Origin of the sequence: Streptomyces sp. NPDC005195, assembly GCF_040608315.1 — a bacterium.
GTDB classification, from domain to species: Bacteria; Actinomycetota; Actinomycetes; order Streptomycetales; family Streptomycetaceae; genus Streptomyces; species Streptomyces kaempferi.
The window spans coordinates 91725-107660 of sequence record NZ_JBEXHZ010000010.1 but is presented as its reverse complement, the minus strand read 5'-3'; the positions used below and the strand labels follow the sequence as shown (position 1 = coordinate 107660).

General features: G+C 72.2%; 13 protein-coding genes. 7 read left to right on the top strand and 6 right to left on the bottom strand.

From position 1 onward, the window contains the following. Positions 1-323: 323 nt before the first annotated feature. Complete coding sequence (locus ABZV34_RS14295) at positions 324-1199, top strand: alpha/beta fold hydrolase (RefSeq protein WP_356274959.1); 876 nt, start codon at positions 324-326, stop codon at positions 1197-1199. Between the two features lie 276 nt (positions 1200-1475). Next, the gene (locus tag ABZV34_RS14290) at positions 1476-3035 is read left to right on the top strand and encodes a peptidoglycan DD-metalloendopeptidase family protein (protein ID WP_356274956.1); all 1560 of its coding nucleotides are present in this window, start codon (positions 1476-1478) and stop codon (positions 3033-3035) included. A 113-nt stretch (positions 3036-3148) separates the two neighbouring features. Here ABZV34_RS14290 and pcrA read toward each other — a convergent pair whose 3' ends face one another. Continuing rightward, positions 3149-5710, bottom strand: a complete 2562-nt coding sequence (gene pcrA, locus ABZV34_RS14285; RefSeq protein WP_356274953.1) for a DNA helicase PcrA — start codon at positions 5708-5710, stop codon at positions 3149-3151. Positions 5711-5962: 252 nt separating this feature from the next. Here pcrA and ABZV34_RS14280 point away from each other — a divergent pair, with 252 nt between their 5' ends. Then, entirely contained in the window at positions 5963-6940 is a 978-nt protein-coding gene (locus ABZV34_RS14280; protein WP_356274950.1) for a hypothetical protein, read from the top strand. A 1-nt stretch (position 6941) separates the two neighbouring features. Here ABZV34_RS14280 and ABZV34_RS14275 read toward each other — a convergent pair whose 3' ends face one another. Then, a complete protein-coding gene (locus ABZV34_RS14275) occupies positions 6942-7295 on the bottom strand; it encodes a hypothetical protein (protein ID WP_148010087.1) in 354 nt (117 codons plus the stop codon). Positions 7296-7700: 405 nt separating this feature from the next. Between ABZV34_RS14275 and ABZV34_RS14270 the strand changes: the two genes are divergently transcribed. Further along, entirely contained in the window at positions 7701-8801 is a 1101-nt protein-coding gene (locus ABZV34_RS14270; RefSeq protein ID WP_356274947.1) for an NlpC/P60 family protein, read from the top strand. Between the two features lie 117 nt (positions 8802-8918). After that, complete coding sequence (locus ABZV34_RS14265; protein WP_356274944.1) at positions 8919-9551, top strand: hypothetical protein; 633 nt, start codon at positions 8919-8921, stop codon at positions 9549-9551. Positions 9552-9718: 167 nt separating this feature from the next. Here ABZV34_RS14265 and ABZV34_RS14260 read toward each other — a convergent pair whose 3' ends face one another. Beyond that, positions 9719-10534, bottom strand: coding sequence for a response regulator transcription factor (locus ABZV34_RS14260; RefSeq protein ID WP_356274941.1), 816 nt, complete (start codon positions 10532-10534; stop codon positions 9719-9721). Continuing rightward, positions 10531-11856, bottom strand: a complete 1326-nt coding sequence (locus ABZV34_RS14255; protein ID WP_356274939.1) for a PspC domain-containing protein — start codon at positions 11854-11856, stop codon at positions 10531-10533. Before ABZV34_RS14255 ends, ABZV34_RS14260 begins: the two co-directional genes overlap by 4 nt. 142 nt (positions 11857-11998) lie before the next feature. Here ABZV34_RS14255 and ABZV34_RS14250 point away from each other — a divergent pair, with 142 nt between their 5' ends. Next, positions 11999-13369, top strand: a complete 1371-nt coding sequence (locus ABZV34_RS14250; protein WP_356274936.1) for a PspC domain-containing protein — start codon at positions 11999-12001, stop codon at positions 13367-13369. After that, the gene (locus ABZV34_RS14245; protein WP_356274933.1) at positions 13356-13616 is read left to right on the top strand and encodes a hypothetical protein; all 261 of its coding nucleotides are present in this window, start codon (positions 13356-13358) and stop codon (positions 13614-13616) included. The genes ABZV34_RS14250 and ABZV34_RS14245 overlap by 14 nt, the downstream gene beginning before the upstream one ends. Positions 13617-13732: 116 nt before the next feature. Here ABZV34_RS14245 and ABZV34_RS14240 read toward each other — a convergent pair whose 3' ends face one another. Together ABZV34_RS14240 and ABZV34_RS14235 are read right to left on the bottom strand one after the other, a co-directional pair. Then, on the bottom strand, positions 13733-14272 hold the full coding sequence (locus ABZV34_RS14240; RefSeq protein ID WP_356274931.1) for a DoxX family protein: 540 nt from the start codon (positions 14270-14272) through the stop codon (positions 13733-13735). A gap of 221 nt (positions 14273-14493) precedes the next feature. Beyond that, entirely contained in the window at positions 14494-15807 is a 1314-nt protein-coding gene (locus tag ABZV34_RS14235; protein WP_356274928.1) for a hypothetical protein, read from the bottom strand. Positions 15808-15936 lie beyond the last annotated feature (129 nt).

Here is a 15936-nt window from a genome sequence, read left to right as displayed (position 1 = left end):
CGAGGGGGAAATCACACGGTGGGACACATTCGCCGCGCACCGCTCCGCGCTTCAGCCGCACACGCGCCGCAGCAACCTGCGACGCGCGGGCCACGACCGGAGCCTGCGCAAGGAGAGCCGCCAGCAGGTGGCGGCACCGGCACCACGCCCACGAGGCGCGGCGACGGTGCGGCACACCGGCGGGAGCACGACGGAGGGGATTCCCGCCGCGCCACCGGCGCACCACGCGCCGCGAACGCACCGTCGGCCTCCGCCGCCCCGGCTTTCCACAAGGGCACACGGGGGACAGAGGGGTCCCTTCGCGTGTCGACGGGAGGTCGGCCATGAAGGTCACCGGGACAGAGCCGCCCCTTATCCCGCTCCGTCAGCGCCTGTTGCCAGGCAGGCTGACAGGCCTCTCGGTGGCCCTGCTGAAGGCGACGGCTCTGGAGATCGCGATCCTCGCGGGACACCTCCTCCTCTATCCCTCCGGCATCGTCCAGGAGCGCCGCACCTCCCCCGCGCTCCCCCCGTCCGACGCGACCCGGCTGCCCACCGGGACCAAGCCCCCGGTCGTCCTGCTGCACGGCTTCATCGACAACCGCTCGGTGTTCGTCCTGCTGCGCCGCAATCTCGCGCAGCACGGCAGGCAGCACATCGAATCGCTCAACTACTCACCGCTGACGTACGACATCCGCACCGCGGCGGAGCTGCTCGGCCGGCACATAGAGGACATCTGCGAGCGCACGGGGTGCGACCGGGTGGACATCGTCGGACACAGCCTCGGCGGACTGATCGCGCGGTACTACGTGCAGCGCCTCGGCGGCGACCTGCGGGTCCGCACGCTGGTCACGCTCGGCACACCGCACTCGGGCACCCGGGTCGTCACGCTGATGAACGCGCACCCGATCGTCCGTCAGATGCGCCCGGGTTCCGATGTGATCAAGGAGCTGTGCGAGCCGGCGCCCGACTGCCGTACGCGCTTCGTGAGTTTCTGGAGCGATCTCGACCACCTGATGGACCCGCTGGAGACCGCCGCCATCGACCATTCGGACCTCCTCGCACAGAGCGTCCAGGTGAGCGGGATCGGGCATCTCGCCCTGCCGGTCCACCCCGCCGTCGCCGCCGGAATACGCCAGGCGCTCGACAGCGAGGAGACCGCCGTCCGCACCACCGCCGCGGAGGCCGTGGCCGAAGCCGGGGGCCTCACCGTGGCGTGACGCCCTCCGGGCAACCTCCGTCCGGGCCCTCTCCTGACGACCGGGGAGGGCCCGGACGGCGGTCGGACAGGAGCCGGACAGGCGTCGGACGACGCCTCGATTTCGAACATTCATCGAACGCCAGGCCAAGCCCTTGCCCGCACTCCCCCGAAAGACGGCCGAATGCCCGTTTCCTGAGAGGAGGAAACCTGCCGAAGATTGTCGCGCCCGCATACCGCCGGGTACAGTCGCCGCACTGCTCTGCCAGCCCCTGTTGTCGAGGCGAAAGAGAAGTTGGTGAACGACCGTCACCCGTCGGGGACCGTGACCCCCCCGGCCCCGGCTTCCGATGCCGCCTCGGCGCACTACGCGTCGTACGCCGGCCAGGAAGTCCAGTACGGCGACTTCACCCTGTACGACGGCTACAACGGAACCGGCGCCCACGCGACCGCGAGTTTCGAGTCCGACCCCCTCTTCGGCGACATGTCGGGCGGCGACGGTACGGGTTCGTACGACGCGACGCAGTGGAACACCGGCAGCCACCAGACGCCGGCCTACGACCCGTACGCCGCGCAGCACCAGGCCGCGTACGACACCGGCGGCTACGACACCACCGCCTGGACGACCGGCTACCAGCAGCTCGCCGACATCCCCGCACAGCATCCGGGCCCCGACGCCAGCGGCCAGTGGGACGCGGCCGCCTGGCTCCAGGCCGAACCGGCCGGCCAGACCCAGCAGTGGAGCGCCCCCACCCAGGAGACGGGTGCGTACGACGCCACGCAGTGGAACACCGCCGGAGAACACGACCCGTACGAGGCGTACGAGCACCCCCAGCAGGGCGAGTCGCACGACCACCCCGCCGCCGACGCGTACGAGCACCAGGTCGCGGCGGACCCGTACGAGCACCAGGCCACCGCCGACCCGTACGAGCAGCAGGCCGATCCCGAGCCCTTCGACCAGCAGGCGACCGCCACCTTCGAGCACATGCCGTACGAGCGGTCCGCCGCCGAGCCGGACGAGTACGACTTCGAGGACGCCGATCCCGCGCACGAGGCGCCGCTGCTCGACGACATGGAAGAGGTCACACCGGCCCCCCGTGCCGCGAACCGGCCGCAGTCCCGCTCCCGCCGCCGCTCCCCGGCCAAGCGTTCCGCGCTGCTCACCGTCGCCGTGCCCTCGGTCTGTGTGATGGGCGTCGCGGGTATCGCCGCCGCCTCCGTGGGGACCATCGGCGGGGACAACACCAAGAACACGACGGCAGGCGCGTCCGACGCGACCGCGGTGAAGCCGTCCACCGCCAACAACAAGCTGGACACCCAGCTCCAGAGCCTGTCCGCGGGTGCGGACGACTTCGCCGACCGGGCCAGCCGCACCCAGGAACGCATCGACCTCAAGGCCGAGCGGGCCGCCGAGCAGCACAAGGCGGCGGCGGCCGCGGCCCGCAAGGAGCGGCTGCGGCCCAAGTTCGTCCTTCCGGTCACGCAGAGAGGACTCAGCGCCTACTTCGGTCAGGCGGGGGTCAACTGGATGTCCGTGCACACGGGCATCGACTTCCCCGTGTCGTACGGCACGACGGTGATGGCCGCGACGGACGGAACCGTACGGACGCAGTGGAACAGCGCGTACGGGAACATGGCGATCGTCACCGCGATGGACGGCACGGAGACCTGGTACTGCCACCTCTCCAGCTACAAGGTGCCGTCGGGCACCGTCGTGAAGGCCGGTGAGCAGATCGCGTTCTCCGGGAACTCCGGGAACTCGACCGGGCCGCACCTGCACTTCGAGGTCCGGCCCGCGGGCGGCTCGGCCATCGACCCCCTGCCGTGGCTGCGCAGCCACGGCCTGGACCCGACGTGAGCACCGCCGTAACCCGCTCTCGGTGACCCACCCGCCGTGACGCACCCACCGCGGTCCACCGCCGGGCTTCGCGACCGGACGGGAACCCCCGCCCGGCCCCGAAGCCTCGTGGACTAGAGCTTCTCCACCGGCGCGTACCGCAGCAGCAGCCGCTTCGGCTTGGGCTCTCCGAAGTCGACCGTGGCCTCCGCGTTCGCCCCCGTGCCCTTCACACCGACCACCGTGCCGAGCCCGAACTGGTCGTGGGTGACCCGGTCACCCACCGCCAGCGAGACGACCGGCTTCTCGGAGGCCCCGCGGCGCGTCGCGAAACCGGAGGCCCCGGACGCCGCGGACCTCGAGCGCGACAACGAGGACGACAGCGAGGCCGCCACGCCCGAGACCGGACCCGCGGACACCGGAGCCGTCGCGCCCGTGCGCTTCCACTCCAGATGTGTGTCCGGGATCTCCTCCAGGAAGCGGGAGGGCGGGTTGTACGAGGGCTGGCCCCACGCGCTGCGCATGGACGAGCGGGTGAGGTAGAGCCGCTCCCGCGCGCGTGTGATGCCGACGTACGCGAGACGCCGCTCCTCCTCCAGCTCCTTGACCTGCCCCAGCGCACGCATGTGCGGGAAGACGCCGTCCTCCATGCCGGTGAGGAACACGACCGGGAACTCCAGGCCCTTGGCCGTGTGCAGGGTCATCAGGGTGATGACGCCGTTGCCGTCGTCCTCGTCGGGGATCTGGTCGGAGTCGGCGACGAGCGCGACCCGCTCCAGGAACCCGGAGAGTCCGCCGGCCGGCCCGGCCGCCGCTCCAGCCGTCTCAGCGGCTCCGGCCGCTCCGGCCGTCTCAGCCGCACCGGCACCGGCCTCGCCCCCGCCGGACTCCTGCTCGAACTCCAGTGCCACGGCCGCGAGTTCCTGGAGGTTCTCGGTCCGGGTCTCGTCCTGCGGGTCGGTCGAGGCCTGAAGTTCGGCGAGATACCCGGTGCGCTCGAGGACCGCCTCCAGGACGGTCGCCGGGCCCGCGCCGGACTCGACGATCGTCCGGAGGTCCTCCATGAGCGTGTTGAACCGCTTCACGGCGTTCGTCGAGCGCGCCGCCATGCCGTACGCCTCGTCGACGCGGCGCAGAGCCTGCGGGAAGCTGATCCGCTCCCGCTGCGAGAGGGCGTCGATCATCGCCTCGGCGCGGTCACCGATCCCGCGCTTGGGGACGTTCAGGATCCGGCGCAGCGGGACGGAGTCCTCGGGGTTGGACAGGACCCGCAGGTAGGCCAGGACGTCCCGGACCTCCTTGCGCTCGTAGAAGCGGACACCGCCGACGACCTTGTACGGCAGGCCGACGCGGATGAAGATCTCCTCGAAGACACGGGACTGGGCGTTCGTCCGGTAGAAGACCGCGACGTCGCCCGCCTTCGCCTCGCCCGCGTCGGTGAGACGGTCTATCTCGTCGGCGACGAACTGTGCCTCGTCGTGCTCGGTGTCGGCGACGTAGCCCGTGATGTCCGACCCCGCGCCCGCGTTGGTCCACAGGTTCTTGGGGCGGCGCGACTCGTTGCGCTCGATGACCGCGTTGGCCGCGGTGAGGATCGTCTGCGTGGAGCGGTAGTTCTGCTCCAGGAGGATGGTCGTCGCGTCCGCGTAGTCCTCCTCGAACTGGAGGATGTTGCGGATGGTCGCACCGCGGAAGGCGTAGATCGACTGGTCGGCGTCGCCCACGACGCACAGCTCGGCGGGCCCGAGGTCGCCCTCGGCCGGCGGCGCGTCCTCGGGGCGGTCGCCGCTCGCCGGTCCCACGAGCTCCCTGACCAGGGCGTACTGCGCGTGGTTCGTGTCCTGGTACTCGTCGACCAGGACGTGGCGGAAGCGGCGGCGGTAGTGCTCGGCGACGTCCGGGAAGGCACGGAGGAGGTTGACCGTCGTCATGATCAGGTCGTCGAAGTCGAGGGCGTTGGCCTCGCGCAGCCGCGACTGGTACATCGCGTAGGCCTGGGCGAGGGTCTTCTCGAAGCCGTCCGCGGCTTGGCCGGCGAAGTCCTCCTCGTCGATCAGCTCGTTCTTCAGGTTGGAGATCTTCGCGCTGAACGACTTCGGCGGAAAGCGCTTCGGGTCGAGGTCCAGGTCACGGCAGACCAGGGCCATCAGGCGCTTGCTGTCGGCTGCGTCGTAGATCGAGAAGGAGGACGTGAAGCCGAGCCGCTTCGACTCGCGGCGCAGGATGCGCACGCACGCGCTGTGGAAGGTCATCACCCACATGGCGTTGGCGCGCGGGCCCACGAGCTGCTCGACGCGCTCCTTCATCTCGCCCGCGGCCTTGTTCGTGAAGGTGATCGCGAGGATCTGGCCGGGGTGCACATGGCGCTCGCCCAGCAGGTGCGCGATCCGGTGCGTGAGCACCCGGGTCTTGCCGGAGCCGGCGCCGGCGACGATGAGCAGCGGGGAGCCGGAGTGCACCACGGCCGCGCGCTGGTTCTCGTTCAGCCCGTCCAGCAGGGCCGCCGGGTCCACGGCGGGCCGGTGGGCGCCGTCGCGGTAGTACGCGTCGCGGTCCGGGGGCACGTCGAAACGGCCGCCGAACAGGTCGTCCGGAAGCGGCTCCGCCGCCTCGTCCTCGGGCGGCGGGGGCTCTTCCTCATGGGCCCCGGAAGGCTTGAGGTCCGCCAGGAAGCTGTCATCAAAGAGGCTGCTCATCGCTCTCCGAGTCTAGGCGGCCGCACCGACAACCCGCCGCCACCCCGGAAACTGGGCCGGATTTCCCCCGGAGTCCGGGCCGGAGCACCGTGGAAACCGGACCGCTCGCCGCGGCCCGCGAACCGCTCTCGAAGCCGACCGCCGCCGAGAAGGCCGTTCGCCGATCCCCGTTCGCCGGGTTGCCGGGTTGCCGTGCCCCCGTGTCAGCGCGCCCCGCGGGCAACACGCTCGGAGATCCCTAGCATCGGGGCCATGCCAGCCACCTCGCCGCCCCGCAGCCCGTGGGTCCGACTCCGCACCTGGTGGGCGGAGAGCCCGCCCGCCGCCGCGGCCGCCGTCCTGGCCACCGGCATCCTCTCCGTCGGGCTGCACGAGTCCGGCGCCGAGATCCTCTCCCGGATCGTGCTGGTCCTGGCTGCCGTCCTCTGGCTCGGCTTCGCCGTGGACTTCACCGTCCGTCTGCTGAGGGAACGGGAGCGGTGGCTGGAGGAGGCCGGCACACCGAGCGCGCTCACCGGGGTCGCCGCGAGCGCCGTACTCGGCACCCGGCTCACCGACCTGGGGTGGCTCGTGGCCGCCGAGGTACTGCTGGCGCTCGCCGCGGTGCTGTGGCCGGGGCTGCTCTACCTGCTCCTACGAGGGCTGCGGCTCCGTATGCCCGGAAGCGTGTTCCTCGGGTGCGTGGCCACGCAGGGCCTCGCGGTGCTCGCCGCGTCGCTCGCCGAGGCCGCGCGCGCGAACTGGCTGGCGTACGCGGCACTGGTGCTGTTCTGGCTGGGGTTCCTGGTGCTGTACGTGGTGGCGCTGACGTGCTTCGACTTCCGGGAGGCGGCCACGGGGGGCGGCGACCAGTGGATCGCGGGCGGCGCGCTCGCGATCTCGGCGCTGGCCGCGTCGAAGCTGGTCCTCGCCTACCAGGCGAACGGCTACCTGTGGAACTACGACGACAACGGCGTGATGCGCTGGGTGTCCCAGGCTCTGATCATGCTGACGCTCGCCTGGTACGCCGTGCTGGCCGTCGCGGAGCTGCTGTGGCGGCGTCCGCGTTACGACGTACGGCGCTGGGCGACCGTGTTCCCGATGGCCATGACGGCGGCGGCGGCCCTGTCGGTCGCGGACGCCGTCGGCTTCGCCTGGCTCAGGGGGCTCGGGCAGGTACTGCTGTGGATCTCGGTGGCCGCCTGGCTGCTGGTGGCGGCCGGAACCATCAGGTCCACGACACCGCGATGAATCAGGTCCACAGCACCGCGATGAAGATGTTCGCGGTCGTCAGCAGCCCGACCAGTCCGAACAGTCCCTTGTCGACCTTCTCGTCGTCCCGCTTCACATAGACCAGCCCGAGGATCACGATCAGCAGGGCCAGCTTCACGCCGATCTTGACCGTGTTGACCGAGTGATCGTCCGCCTGGTTGAGACCGACCAGGACGACACCCGTGACCAGCATGGTCAGCGCGCCGTGCAGCATGGCGGGGACGAACCGGGCGGTGCCCCGGCCCATCGCCTTCATCTGGGTGAGGAAGCCGCCGAGCAGCGAGGCGATGCCGATGATGTGCAGGCCCACGAAGAGATGGATGAGTACGTCCATGGAACCGGAGCCTAATCGGCCAGGGGTGTCCCCCTTGGCACCGGCCCACCCCATGGGGACCCGTAGCACCTGAGAGTCCCCGATTGTCCCGGAACCGCCCCATCGGTCATCACCCTGCGTGAAGTCGCCGGGGGAGGAGCGGGATCACGGTCACATAAGGTCACCCCGCGATCCAGTTACGCCAGTTCCGTACATGGTGTTACCGAGCCCTCGCGCTCAGGTTTAGCGTCCTCCACCAGGTGCCCGGCTCCCCACCGCCGCCCGGGCCAGGGGCGGCAGCCGGACACCACCGCCGAGAAAGGTCCGGCGGCGACTCGCTCCCCCTGTGTGGGCCGTCGCCGGACGCCTCACCGATGACCGCGCTCTCCCCGGCGGTCACGTCCCCCGGGAAGGATGTGCGCCCTCGTGGCAGCGCACCGCAAGCCCAGACAGCGCTCACTCGGCGGCCATACGGTCCGCACGGCCGCGACCATCGCCCTCGCCGGCGCGGCGACGACGGCCGGATTCGAGGGCACGGGGCACGCGGAGCCGCAGCTCTCCCCGGCGCAGGTGAAGGCCAGGGTCGACACGTTGTACGAAGAGGCCGAGGTCGCCACCGAGAAGTACAACGGGGCGAAGGAGAAGGCCGACCACGCGTCACGGCGACTGCACGACCTGCGCGACGAGACGGCGCGCAAGGAGGACCGGCTCAACACGGCGCGGGACGCTCTCGGTTCGATCGCCGCGGCGCAGTACCGCAGCGGCGGCCTCGACCCCGCTCTGCAGCTCGCGCTCTCCGACCGGCCCGACCAGTACCTGGACGGGGCCGCGTTCGCCGAGCGGGTCGGTGACCGGCAGGCGGGGGCGGTGGCCCGGGTACGCAAGCAACTCCGGGAGATCGAGCAGCTGCGCGGCGCCGCGCACGTCGAGCTGGCGTCGCTCACCTCGCGGCAGGCGGAGCTGAAGCGGGCCAAGCAGGCGATCACCGGAAAACTGGACTCCGCGCGGCAACTGCTGTCGCGGCTCACCGACGAGCAGCGGGCGCGCCTCGGGGACCTCGGAGCGGCCGGCGGGGCGGCGGGCACAGTCCGGCACGCCTCCCGCTCCGCCGCGCGTGACCCGGGCCCGGCGCCCTCGTCCCCCGCGTCGCCCTCGTCCGGTTCCGTCGCCGCCCCCAACTCCCGTGCGTCCGCCGCCGTCTCGTACGCCTACGGGAAGCTCGGCAGCCCCTACGTCTGGGGCGCCACCGGGCCCGACGCCTTCGACTGCTCGGGCCTGGCCCAGGCCGCCTACCGCTCGGCGGGTGTCCAGCTCCCGCGCACGACGTACGCCCAGATCAACGCGGGCCGACGGGTCTCACGCTCCGAACTCCTCCCCGGTGACCTGGTGTTCTTCTACTCGGGCATCAGCCATGTGGGGATCTACGTGGGCAACGGGATGATGATCCACGCCCCGAACCCCACCGCGCCGGTGCGTCTCGCCCCGGTCGACGAGATGCCGTTCGCGGGAGCCACCCGGGTGGCCTGAGCGCACATGTCCACCCGGGTGGCGCGAAGACACCGGGGCGGATCGGCGCAGTGGGGGCGCGAGGGTGGATCGCGGTAGCGTCGACGCGGACTCCGTCCCGTCGTCCGAGAGGTCCTGATGCCCGGCTTCCTCCTGCCGCCTCCTCCGCCGCCCTCGCACATCCGCTCCTGGCCGGACCGGGCGGCGCTGCTGGCCGACCGGGGGCGGGCGCTGGAGGAACTGCGCGGACGGAGCCTCGGGGTACACCGGGTACTGCTGCTCTGGCTGCTGGCGCTCGCGGCGATCGTCGGCTGGGCCCTGCTGGTCCTGCCGCTCCAGCAGATCGAACAGCGCGACCCCACCGGTGTCGTCCTGGGGCCGCTGTTCGCCCTGCTGGGCCTGGCCGCGCTCGCCCCGACGGTCCTCGCCGTCGCCCTGTCCGTGCGCTTCGACCGCCGCATGCACGAACTGCTCAAGGCCTGGAGCGAGTTGGACCGCCACCCCGCGACCGACTCCCGGCTCCGCTCCCCCGGGCTCAGCCTGTTCTGGCTGCTCTCCTCGCTCGGCGTCTGCGCGAGCGGCGTCTGGACGTCCTACGCCGCGGCGGCACCGGCCGAGTCCGGCCGCGGCCTGTACAGCGATGTCGTCCAAGGCGTCGGGATCGGCCTGATCCTGTGGACGACCGGACTCATCGGCATCACGAAGGCCGTACGCCACTACCGCTGGGCGCTGCGCATCCTGGGCCCGGCGCCCGCCTCGGAACACCGGTAGTCGTCCGGCGCCCACCCGCCGCACCACACCGGCAGAGGCCCGGTGTCCGCCGCGAGCCACCGGAAACCGCCGGGCGTCCGCCGCGGAACACCGGCAGCAAGCAGAGGTGCGTCCGCCGCCGAACACCGGTGGGCCTCCGGTGTCCGCGCCGCCCGGCGGACGGCGTGTCACACCAGGCGTCGCGCCGTCGCCCACCTGGTCAGTTCGTGCCGGTTGGAGAGCTGGAGCTTCCTGAGGACAGCCGAGACGTGGGACTCGACCGTCTTGACGGAGATGAACAGCTGCTTGGCGATCTCCTTGTACGCGTAGCCGCGGGCGATGAGGCGCAGGACCTCGCGCTCGCGCTGGGTGAGACGGTCGAGGTCCTCGTCGACCGGCGGGGCGTCGGTGGAGGCGAAGGCGTCCAGCACGAAGCCCGCCAGGCGGGGCGAGAAGACCGCGTCGCCCTCCTGGACACGGAAGATGGAGTCCACCAGGTCGGTGCCGGTGATCGTCTTGGTGACGTAGCCCCGGGCGCCGCCGCGGATCACGCCGATGACGTCCTCCGCGGCGTCCGAGACGGACAGCGCGAGGAAACGGACCGGCCGTTCGGCGTCACTCATCAACGGGGCGCAGCGGCGCAGCACTTCGACGCCGCCGCCGCCCGGCAGGTGGACGTCGAGCAGCACGACCTCGGGCCGGGCGGCGGTGATGACCGTGACCGCCTGGTCGACGTCCGCGGCCTCGCCGACCACCTGGACGCCCGTCCGCTCGGTCTGTCCGATCTCGGCCTGCACGCCCGTACGGAACATGCGGTGGTCGTCGACGAGGACGACCCGTACGTGACGCCCGCCGGGGGCTCCGGACGGCTCGACGGCGGCCGCGGCGGCCGGCCCGCCCGCCCCGGGCCCGGTGACCGCCCCCGCTCCGGTCGCGGTGTCGCTCGGCTCGTTGGGGCCGGTGTGCCCGGGCAACCCGGCCGTCGGCCCGTTCGCGTCGCTCATGACGTCTTCTCCGCCCTCTCCATTTCCAGCTCGACCTCCGTGCCGCCGTCCGGCACCGCGCGCAGCCGCGCCGTGCCGCCGTTGCGCTCCATGCGGCCGATGATCGATTCTCTGACGCCCATGCGGTCGGCGGGTATCGCGTCGAGGTCGAAGCCGGGGCCGCGGTCGCGGACGGACACGAAGACCGTCGTTCCCTCGACTTCGGCGTAGACCTGTACGGCGCCGCCCTCGCCACCGTACTTGGCGGCGTTCACCATGGCTTCCCGTGCGGCCTGCATCTGTGCGGTCAGGCCCTCGTCGAGCGGACAGTCGCCGACCACGACGACCTCGATGGGGACGCCGTGCTTGTCCTCGACCTCGGCCGCGTTGCGGCGGACCGCGTCGGCGAGGGTCGCGGGCTCGTCGGCCTCGTCCTTGCCGGTGCCCTCCGGTTTGTAGAGCCAGGCGCGCAGGTCGCGCTCCTGGGCCCGGGCGAGGCGGCGCACCTCGCCCGCGTTCTCCGCGTTGCGCTGGATCAGGGTCAGGGTGTGCAGCACCGAGTCGTGGACGTGGGCGGCCACCTCGGCCCTCTCCTGGGCCCGGATGCGCATCAGGCGCTCCTCGGAGAGGTCCTGCGTCATACGGACGAGATAGGGGCCGGCGAGGAGCGCTGTGCCGACGAGGACGGCGAGCGCCGCCTGCAGGACGGAGCCGAGGTGGGCCGCCGAGCCCTGGAGGACGAAAATCCCGGTGACGCCCGCGGTGACGAGCAGGACACCGGCCGCGGACCGCAGCAGCGTGAGCGTCCGGCGGCGGCGGCCGACCTCCACCCAGCGGGCCCGCCGCGCGTTGTCCGCCTGGCGCCAGACCAGGGCGACGCCCGCGCCGACGAGGACGGTGGGCCAGAGATACGCCTTGGCTCCGCCGCCGAGGTTCACATTGCCGACGAAGACCATGGCCACGACGACCATGAGGAGCAGGGCGACGATCTGGCCCCGGTCCGGCTTGCGGGCGACGAGTCTGCGGCGGCCGTCGGGAGCGGTCTCGGTGGTGAAGGCCGACGCTCGCTCGGAGTCGACCCCGCCGACGCCCAGCGGCACGAAGAACCAGAAGGCGGCGTAGAGCAGCGCGCCGAGGCCGTCCGCCATGAACAGGCCGACGAACACCAGCCGCACCCAGATCACGGGCAGCCCGAGATGTCCCGCGAGCCCCCGCGCCACACCGCCGAGCCAGCGTCCGTCACTGCTGCGGTAGAGCTTGCGCGGGGGCCGCGGGTCGTCGAGAGGCACTGCTGCGGCGTCCGGCATGCCAACGATGTTCACACGGCCGGGCGGCCGGAGCATCAGGGTCGGCCCCCGAGACTCCCCTGATCTTCGGGGAGCCGGTCCTCGAACGGTTCCCCGCGCACCCGTCAGGGCCGATATCAGGGTTCGGCCAGGGTCGTCCCGACTCCCGTCGCGCCCTCCCGCCCGTCACCATGGACACATGACAGATCAGCAGCGCGCGGCAGCGGAGCCGCCCCGTGGCTCCGGCGTCCCGCCACCGGGCACCGCCACAGGTGGTGAGCCGCGCGCGCACGACGACGTGGTGGCGCCCGAAGCCCCGCACAGGTTCCGGCGCGACCGGCGGCACCGGATGCTGGGCGGGGTGTGCGCGGGGCTCGGGCGGCAGTGCGACATGGACCCGGTGATCTTCCGGATCGTGCTCGCGGTGCTCTCGGCGACCGGCGGCATCGGCCTCATCCTGTACGGCTTCTTCTGGCTGTTCGTCCCGTACGACGACGAGGACGAGAACGAGGTGCGCAAGCTCCTCACCGGCCGCGTCGACGGCCACGCTCTGACGGCCGTGCTCTTCGCCCTCGTCGGCTGCGGAGTCTTCCTGTCCATGCTCAACAACGGCGGGGTGCTCACCTTCGCCGTGGTCCTCACCCTGCTCCTCGCGGGCGCGGGGTACTGGTCGCAACAGCGCGGCGCCCCCGATCCGGACCCGCTCGCCGCCCAGGCCGTGGCCGACGCCCCGCCCGAGGCGCAGGCCCCGCCGGTCCCCGCCTCCTACCCCTCCTGGTGGCGTGACCCGATCGTCAAGGACGGTTCGCACGTCGGGGGCACGGGCTATCTCTGGGGGCCGCAGGACGCCCGGGACCGGGATGTCTCGGCGGCGGTCAACATCGCCCGCGGGATGCCCGGCCCTGACCCGCGCGCGACGCGGGAGCCGCGGCCGCGCGGGCCGCGCTGGATAGGCGGCTGGGTGTTCCTCTTCGCGCTCGTCGCGGGCGGCCTCGGCTCGGGCCTGACGTGGCACGACCGGCCGCTCGGTCCGAGCCTGCAGATCGGTCTGTCCTGCGCGCTCGTCGTCTTCGGCCTGGGCATCGCGCTCAGCGCGTTCGTCGGGCGTACGGGCGCGGGCTCGCTCTTCCTCGCCGTGGTCACGGCGGCCCTGCTGGCCGGCTCGGTGGCCCTCCCCAAGGACATCAGCACCGACTGGAGGCGGACCGACTGGACACCGGCCGCCGTCGCCGACGTACAGAAGAACTACGAACTCGGCTCCGGCGTGGGCACCCTCGACCTGAGCCGGCTCGACCTCGCCAGGGGACAGACGGTGACAGCGCGCGCGGAGGTGGGGGCGGGCCGCCTCGAGGTGGTGGTCCCGAAGGACTCGACCGTGAGACTGAACATCGACGTGGGGCTCGGGGACATCCAGTTGCCGGGCGACGGCAAGAAGGACGTGGACGTGGAGCCCGGCAAGTCCCAGCAGGTGACGCTGGCCCCCGCGGCCGGCACCGGGCACGGCGGAATACTCGACCTCGACCTGCACGTGGGCGTCGGTCAGGCGGAGGTGACCCGTGGCACGTCATGAGTTCCAGCCGGGAAAGCTGATCGCGGGCTTCTTCCTCACCACCGCGGGTGTCGTGTACGCCGGGGACGCGGGCGGCTGGTGGGACACCCCGTGGTTCGTGATGATCCCCCTCCTCACCGGCGGCCTCAGCCTGGCCGGAGCGGTGGCGCTCCTGACCCACGGCGTACGGCGGCGGGCGGCCTCACGACGGACGGCCGCGAGGACGGCGGCGAACAGAGGCCCCGGCGGCTCGAACGTGCCGGGCTGACCGGACCGGGGCATCACGCACGAACGGACCGCTCGGCCTTCGGCGCTCGCGCCTCGGCCTCGCGGTCCGGCAGGTGTGCGGCGGCCCGTGGTGGGCGGGACCCGCGTACGGCGGTCCTAGTAGCGGTACTCCCCGGCCCGCTGCCTGCGTCGTGCGCGCCAGACCGCGTCGAGCGAGAAGACCGAGGCGCCCGCGAGGACCAGGGGCAGCCAGGCCATCAAGTAGGCAAGATCATTTCCGTAGTAGTACGGGTCGGAGGCCCAGCTGACCGTCAGCCACAGGCTGAGGGAGATCAGCGCGCCGCCGAACGCCGCGAGGCGGGCCAGCAGTCCGATGAGGGTGCCGATGCCGACGGCCAGTTCGCCGAGGGCGATGGCGTAGCCGAAGCCGACGGGGCTCTTCAGCGCGAGGTCGACCAGGGCCGGGATCGCCGAGGAGTCACGCACCGTGCGCATCAGGTCCCCGACCGAGCCGGAGCCGGAGGCGGAGAGGAAGGCGCTGTTGGTGAGCTTGTCGATCCCCGCGTAGATGAAGGTGACGCCGAGGAAGATCCGCAGGGGCAACAGGGCGTACCGCGTGGCCGTATCGCGCCACCCGTCTCTCCCGCCGCCGTCGACATAGGAGCTCTGGGTATCCGTTCGCATACCGTGAGTCATCGCTCTCCGCCGCCTCTCACCCGTATTCCGTTGACCCCTCAACAGACCATACGTACGAGAGCGGGTCCCCGCTCAATGCCCGGGAGCGGTTTTCTTGCCCGGAGGCACCTCTCGGCCGCCTTTCGGCCACAAAATGCCCGGGTCGGCAGGTCGAGGATTCCGCTCCTGCCCGCCACCGCCGAACCGGTGACCCGGTCCGGCCGCACGCCGGTATCGCTCCCTCAGTCCGTCACATCGATCACACAGCGGTTGGTCTCCACACCGGCTGCCGTGACCACCTGGACCTCCACCCGCCCCGGCTCCACGTCGACCGGTACCGGCACGGTGAGCACGGCGTCCGTGGGATTGCTGAAGCCGCCCGGCACCGGGACCAGCGGTACGTGCACATGGACCGCGCCGATCCGGACGACCATGCGGGAGAGCCGGTCCGCGCTCTGGGCGCCCGGAGGCACGAAACCGGCCCCCCGGATCTCGATGTCGTCCCCGGTGCGGATCGGGGCGTCGAGGTCACCGGCCTCGCGGGAGCGGACGACGGAGAGGATCACGGGCCGCCCGCCCTCGGCGTACTTGCCGGAGAGGTAGGTGGCGGCCGAGACCAGGACGAGCACCGCCAGGCCCCAGGGCAGGTCGGGCAGCTGCTCCGGCCGCCGGGCCAGCCGTACCGCCGCGAAGACCAGGGCGACGGCGCCGATGACGACGTACTGGATGTCGGCGAAGCTGCCCTTGCCCGAGTCGTCCGTGAGGAGGTCGGCGGCGCGCGGCCGGTCGGCCCGTACCTTCTGCAGCCGTTGCGCGAGGACCCGCACGCCCACCACGCGGCGTACCAGCACCGCGATCCCGCACACCACCGCGACGACGGTCACGACTCCGGCGCCCCGGGCGAGTGCGAGCCCGGCGATCAGGTCGTCACGCCGGCCGTGGGCGGAGGCCGCCGCCAGCTGACCCACCAGGACGAGCACCGCGAACACCACGAACAGCACCCACGCGGCGGCCATCGCACGCGAGGTGGAGAGACGGTTGTCCTCGCCGATGACCGGCGCGAGGGCACCACCGCGCGCCCGGTGCAGATAGCCCGCGCCGGTCAGCAGGCCGGCCACCACGACGGCGGCGACCAGCCCCGCCGTCCGCGCCGCCGACCACCCCGCGCCGATCGCGGTGAGCGCCTGCACCAGCAGCAGCGCCACGACGGTTCCCCACACCGCGAACGCCGTACGCCGCCACAGCCGCCCCAGCCAGGCCTCGCCGTCGACGCGCCCGCGTTCCGCGACGAGGTCGGCGGACTGGGTGAGTTCGTCCGAGACCCACTGCCGGGACGCGGACGCCGAGTGGGCGACGCCGGCCGGCAGTCCCTGCCCCGACGCCAGTTCGTCGCGCTTGACGAGGAACGCGGCGACGGCCCGCCGGTGTCCCTCGCGCGCCCCGTGCGGGCAGTCCCCGCAGGTGCAGCCGCCACCATGCGCGCCCTGACCGGCGCCGAGCCCGCCACCGCGCCCCGCACCGCGCTCCGCGCCGTGTCTCGCCTCCTGCACCGCCACGCCCGTTGCCGCCTTCCCCGCACCGGGAACTCCCGTGCGGCCAGATCCTCGTACGTCTGCGTACGCCTGCGTACGTCCTCGTGCGGGGTCCTACGCCTCCGTACGCCCCCGCACGCCTGACTTCCGTAC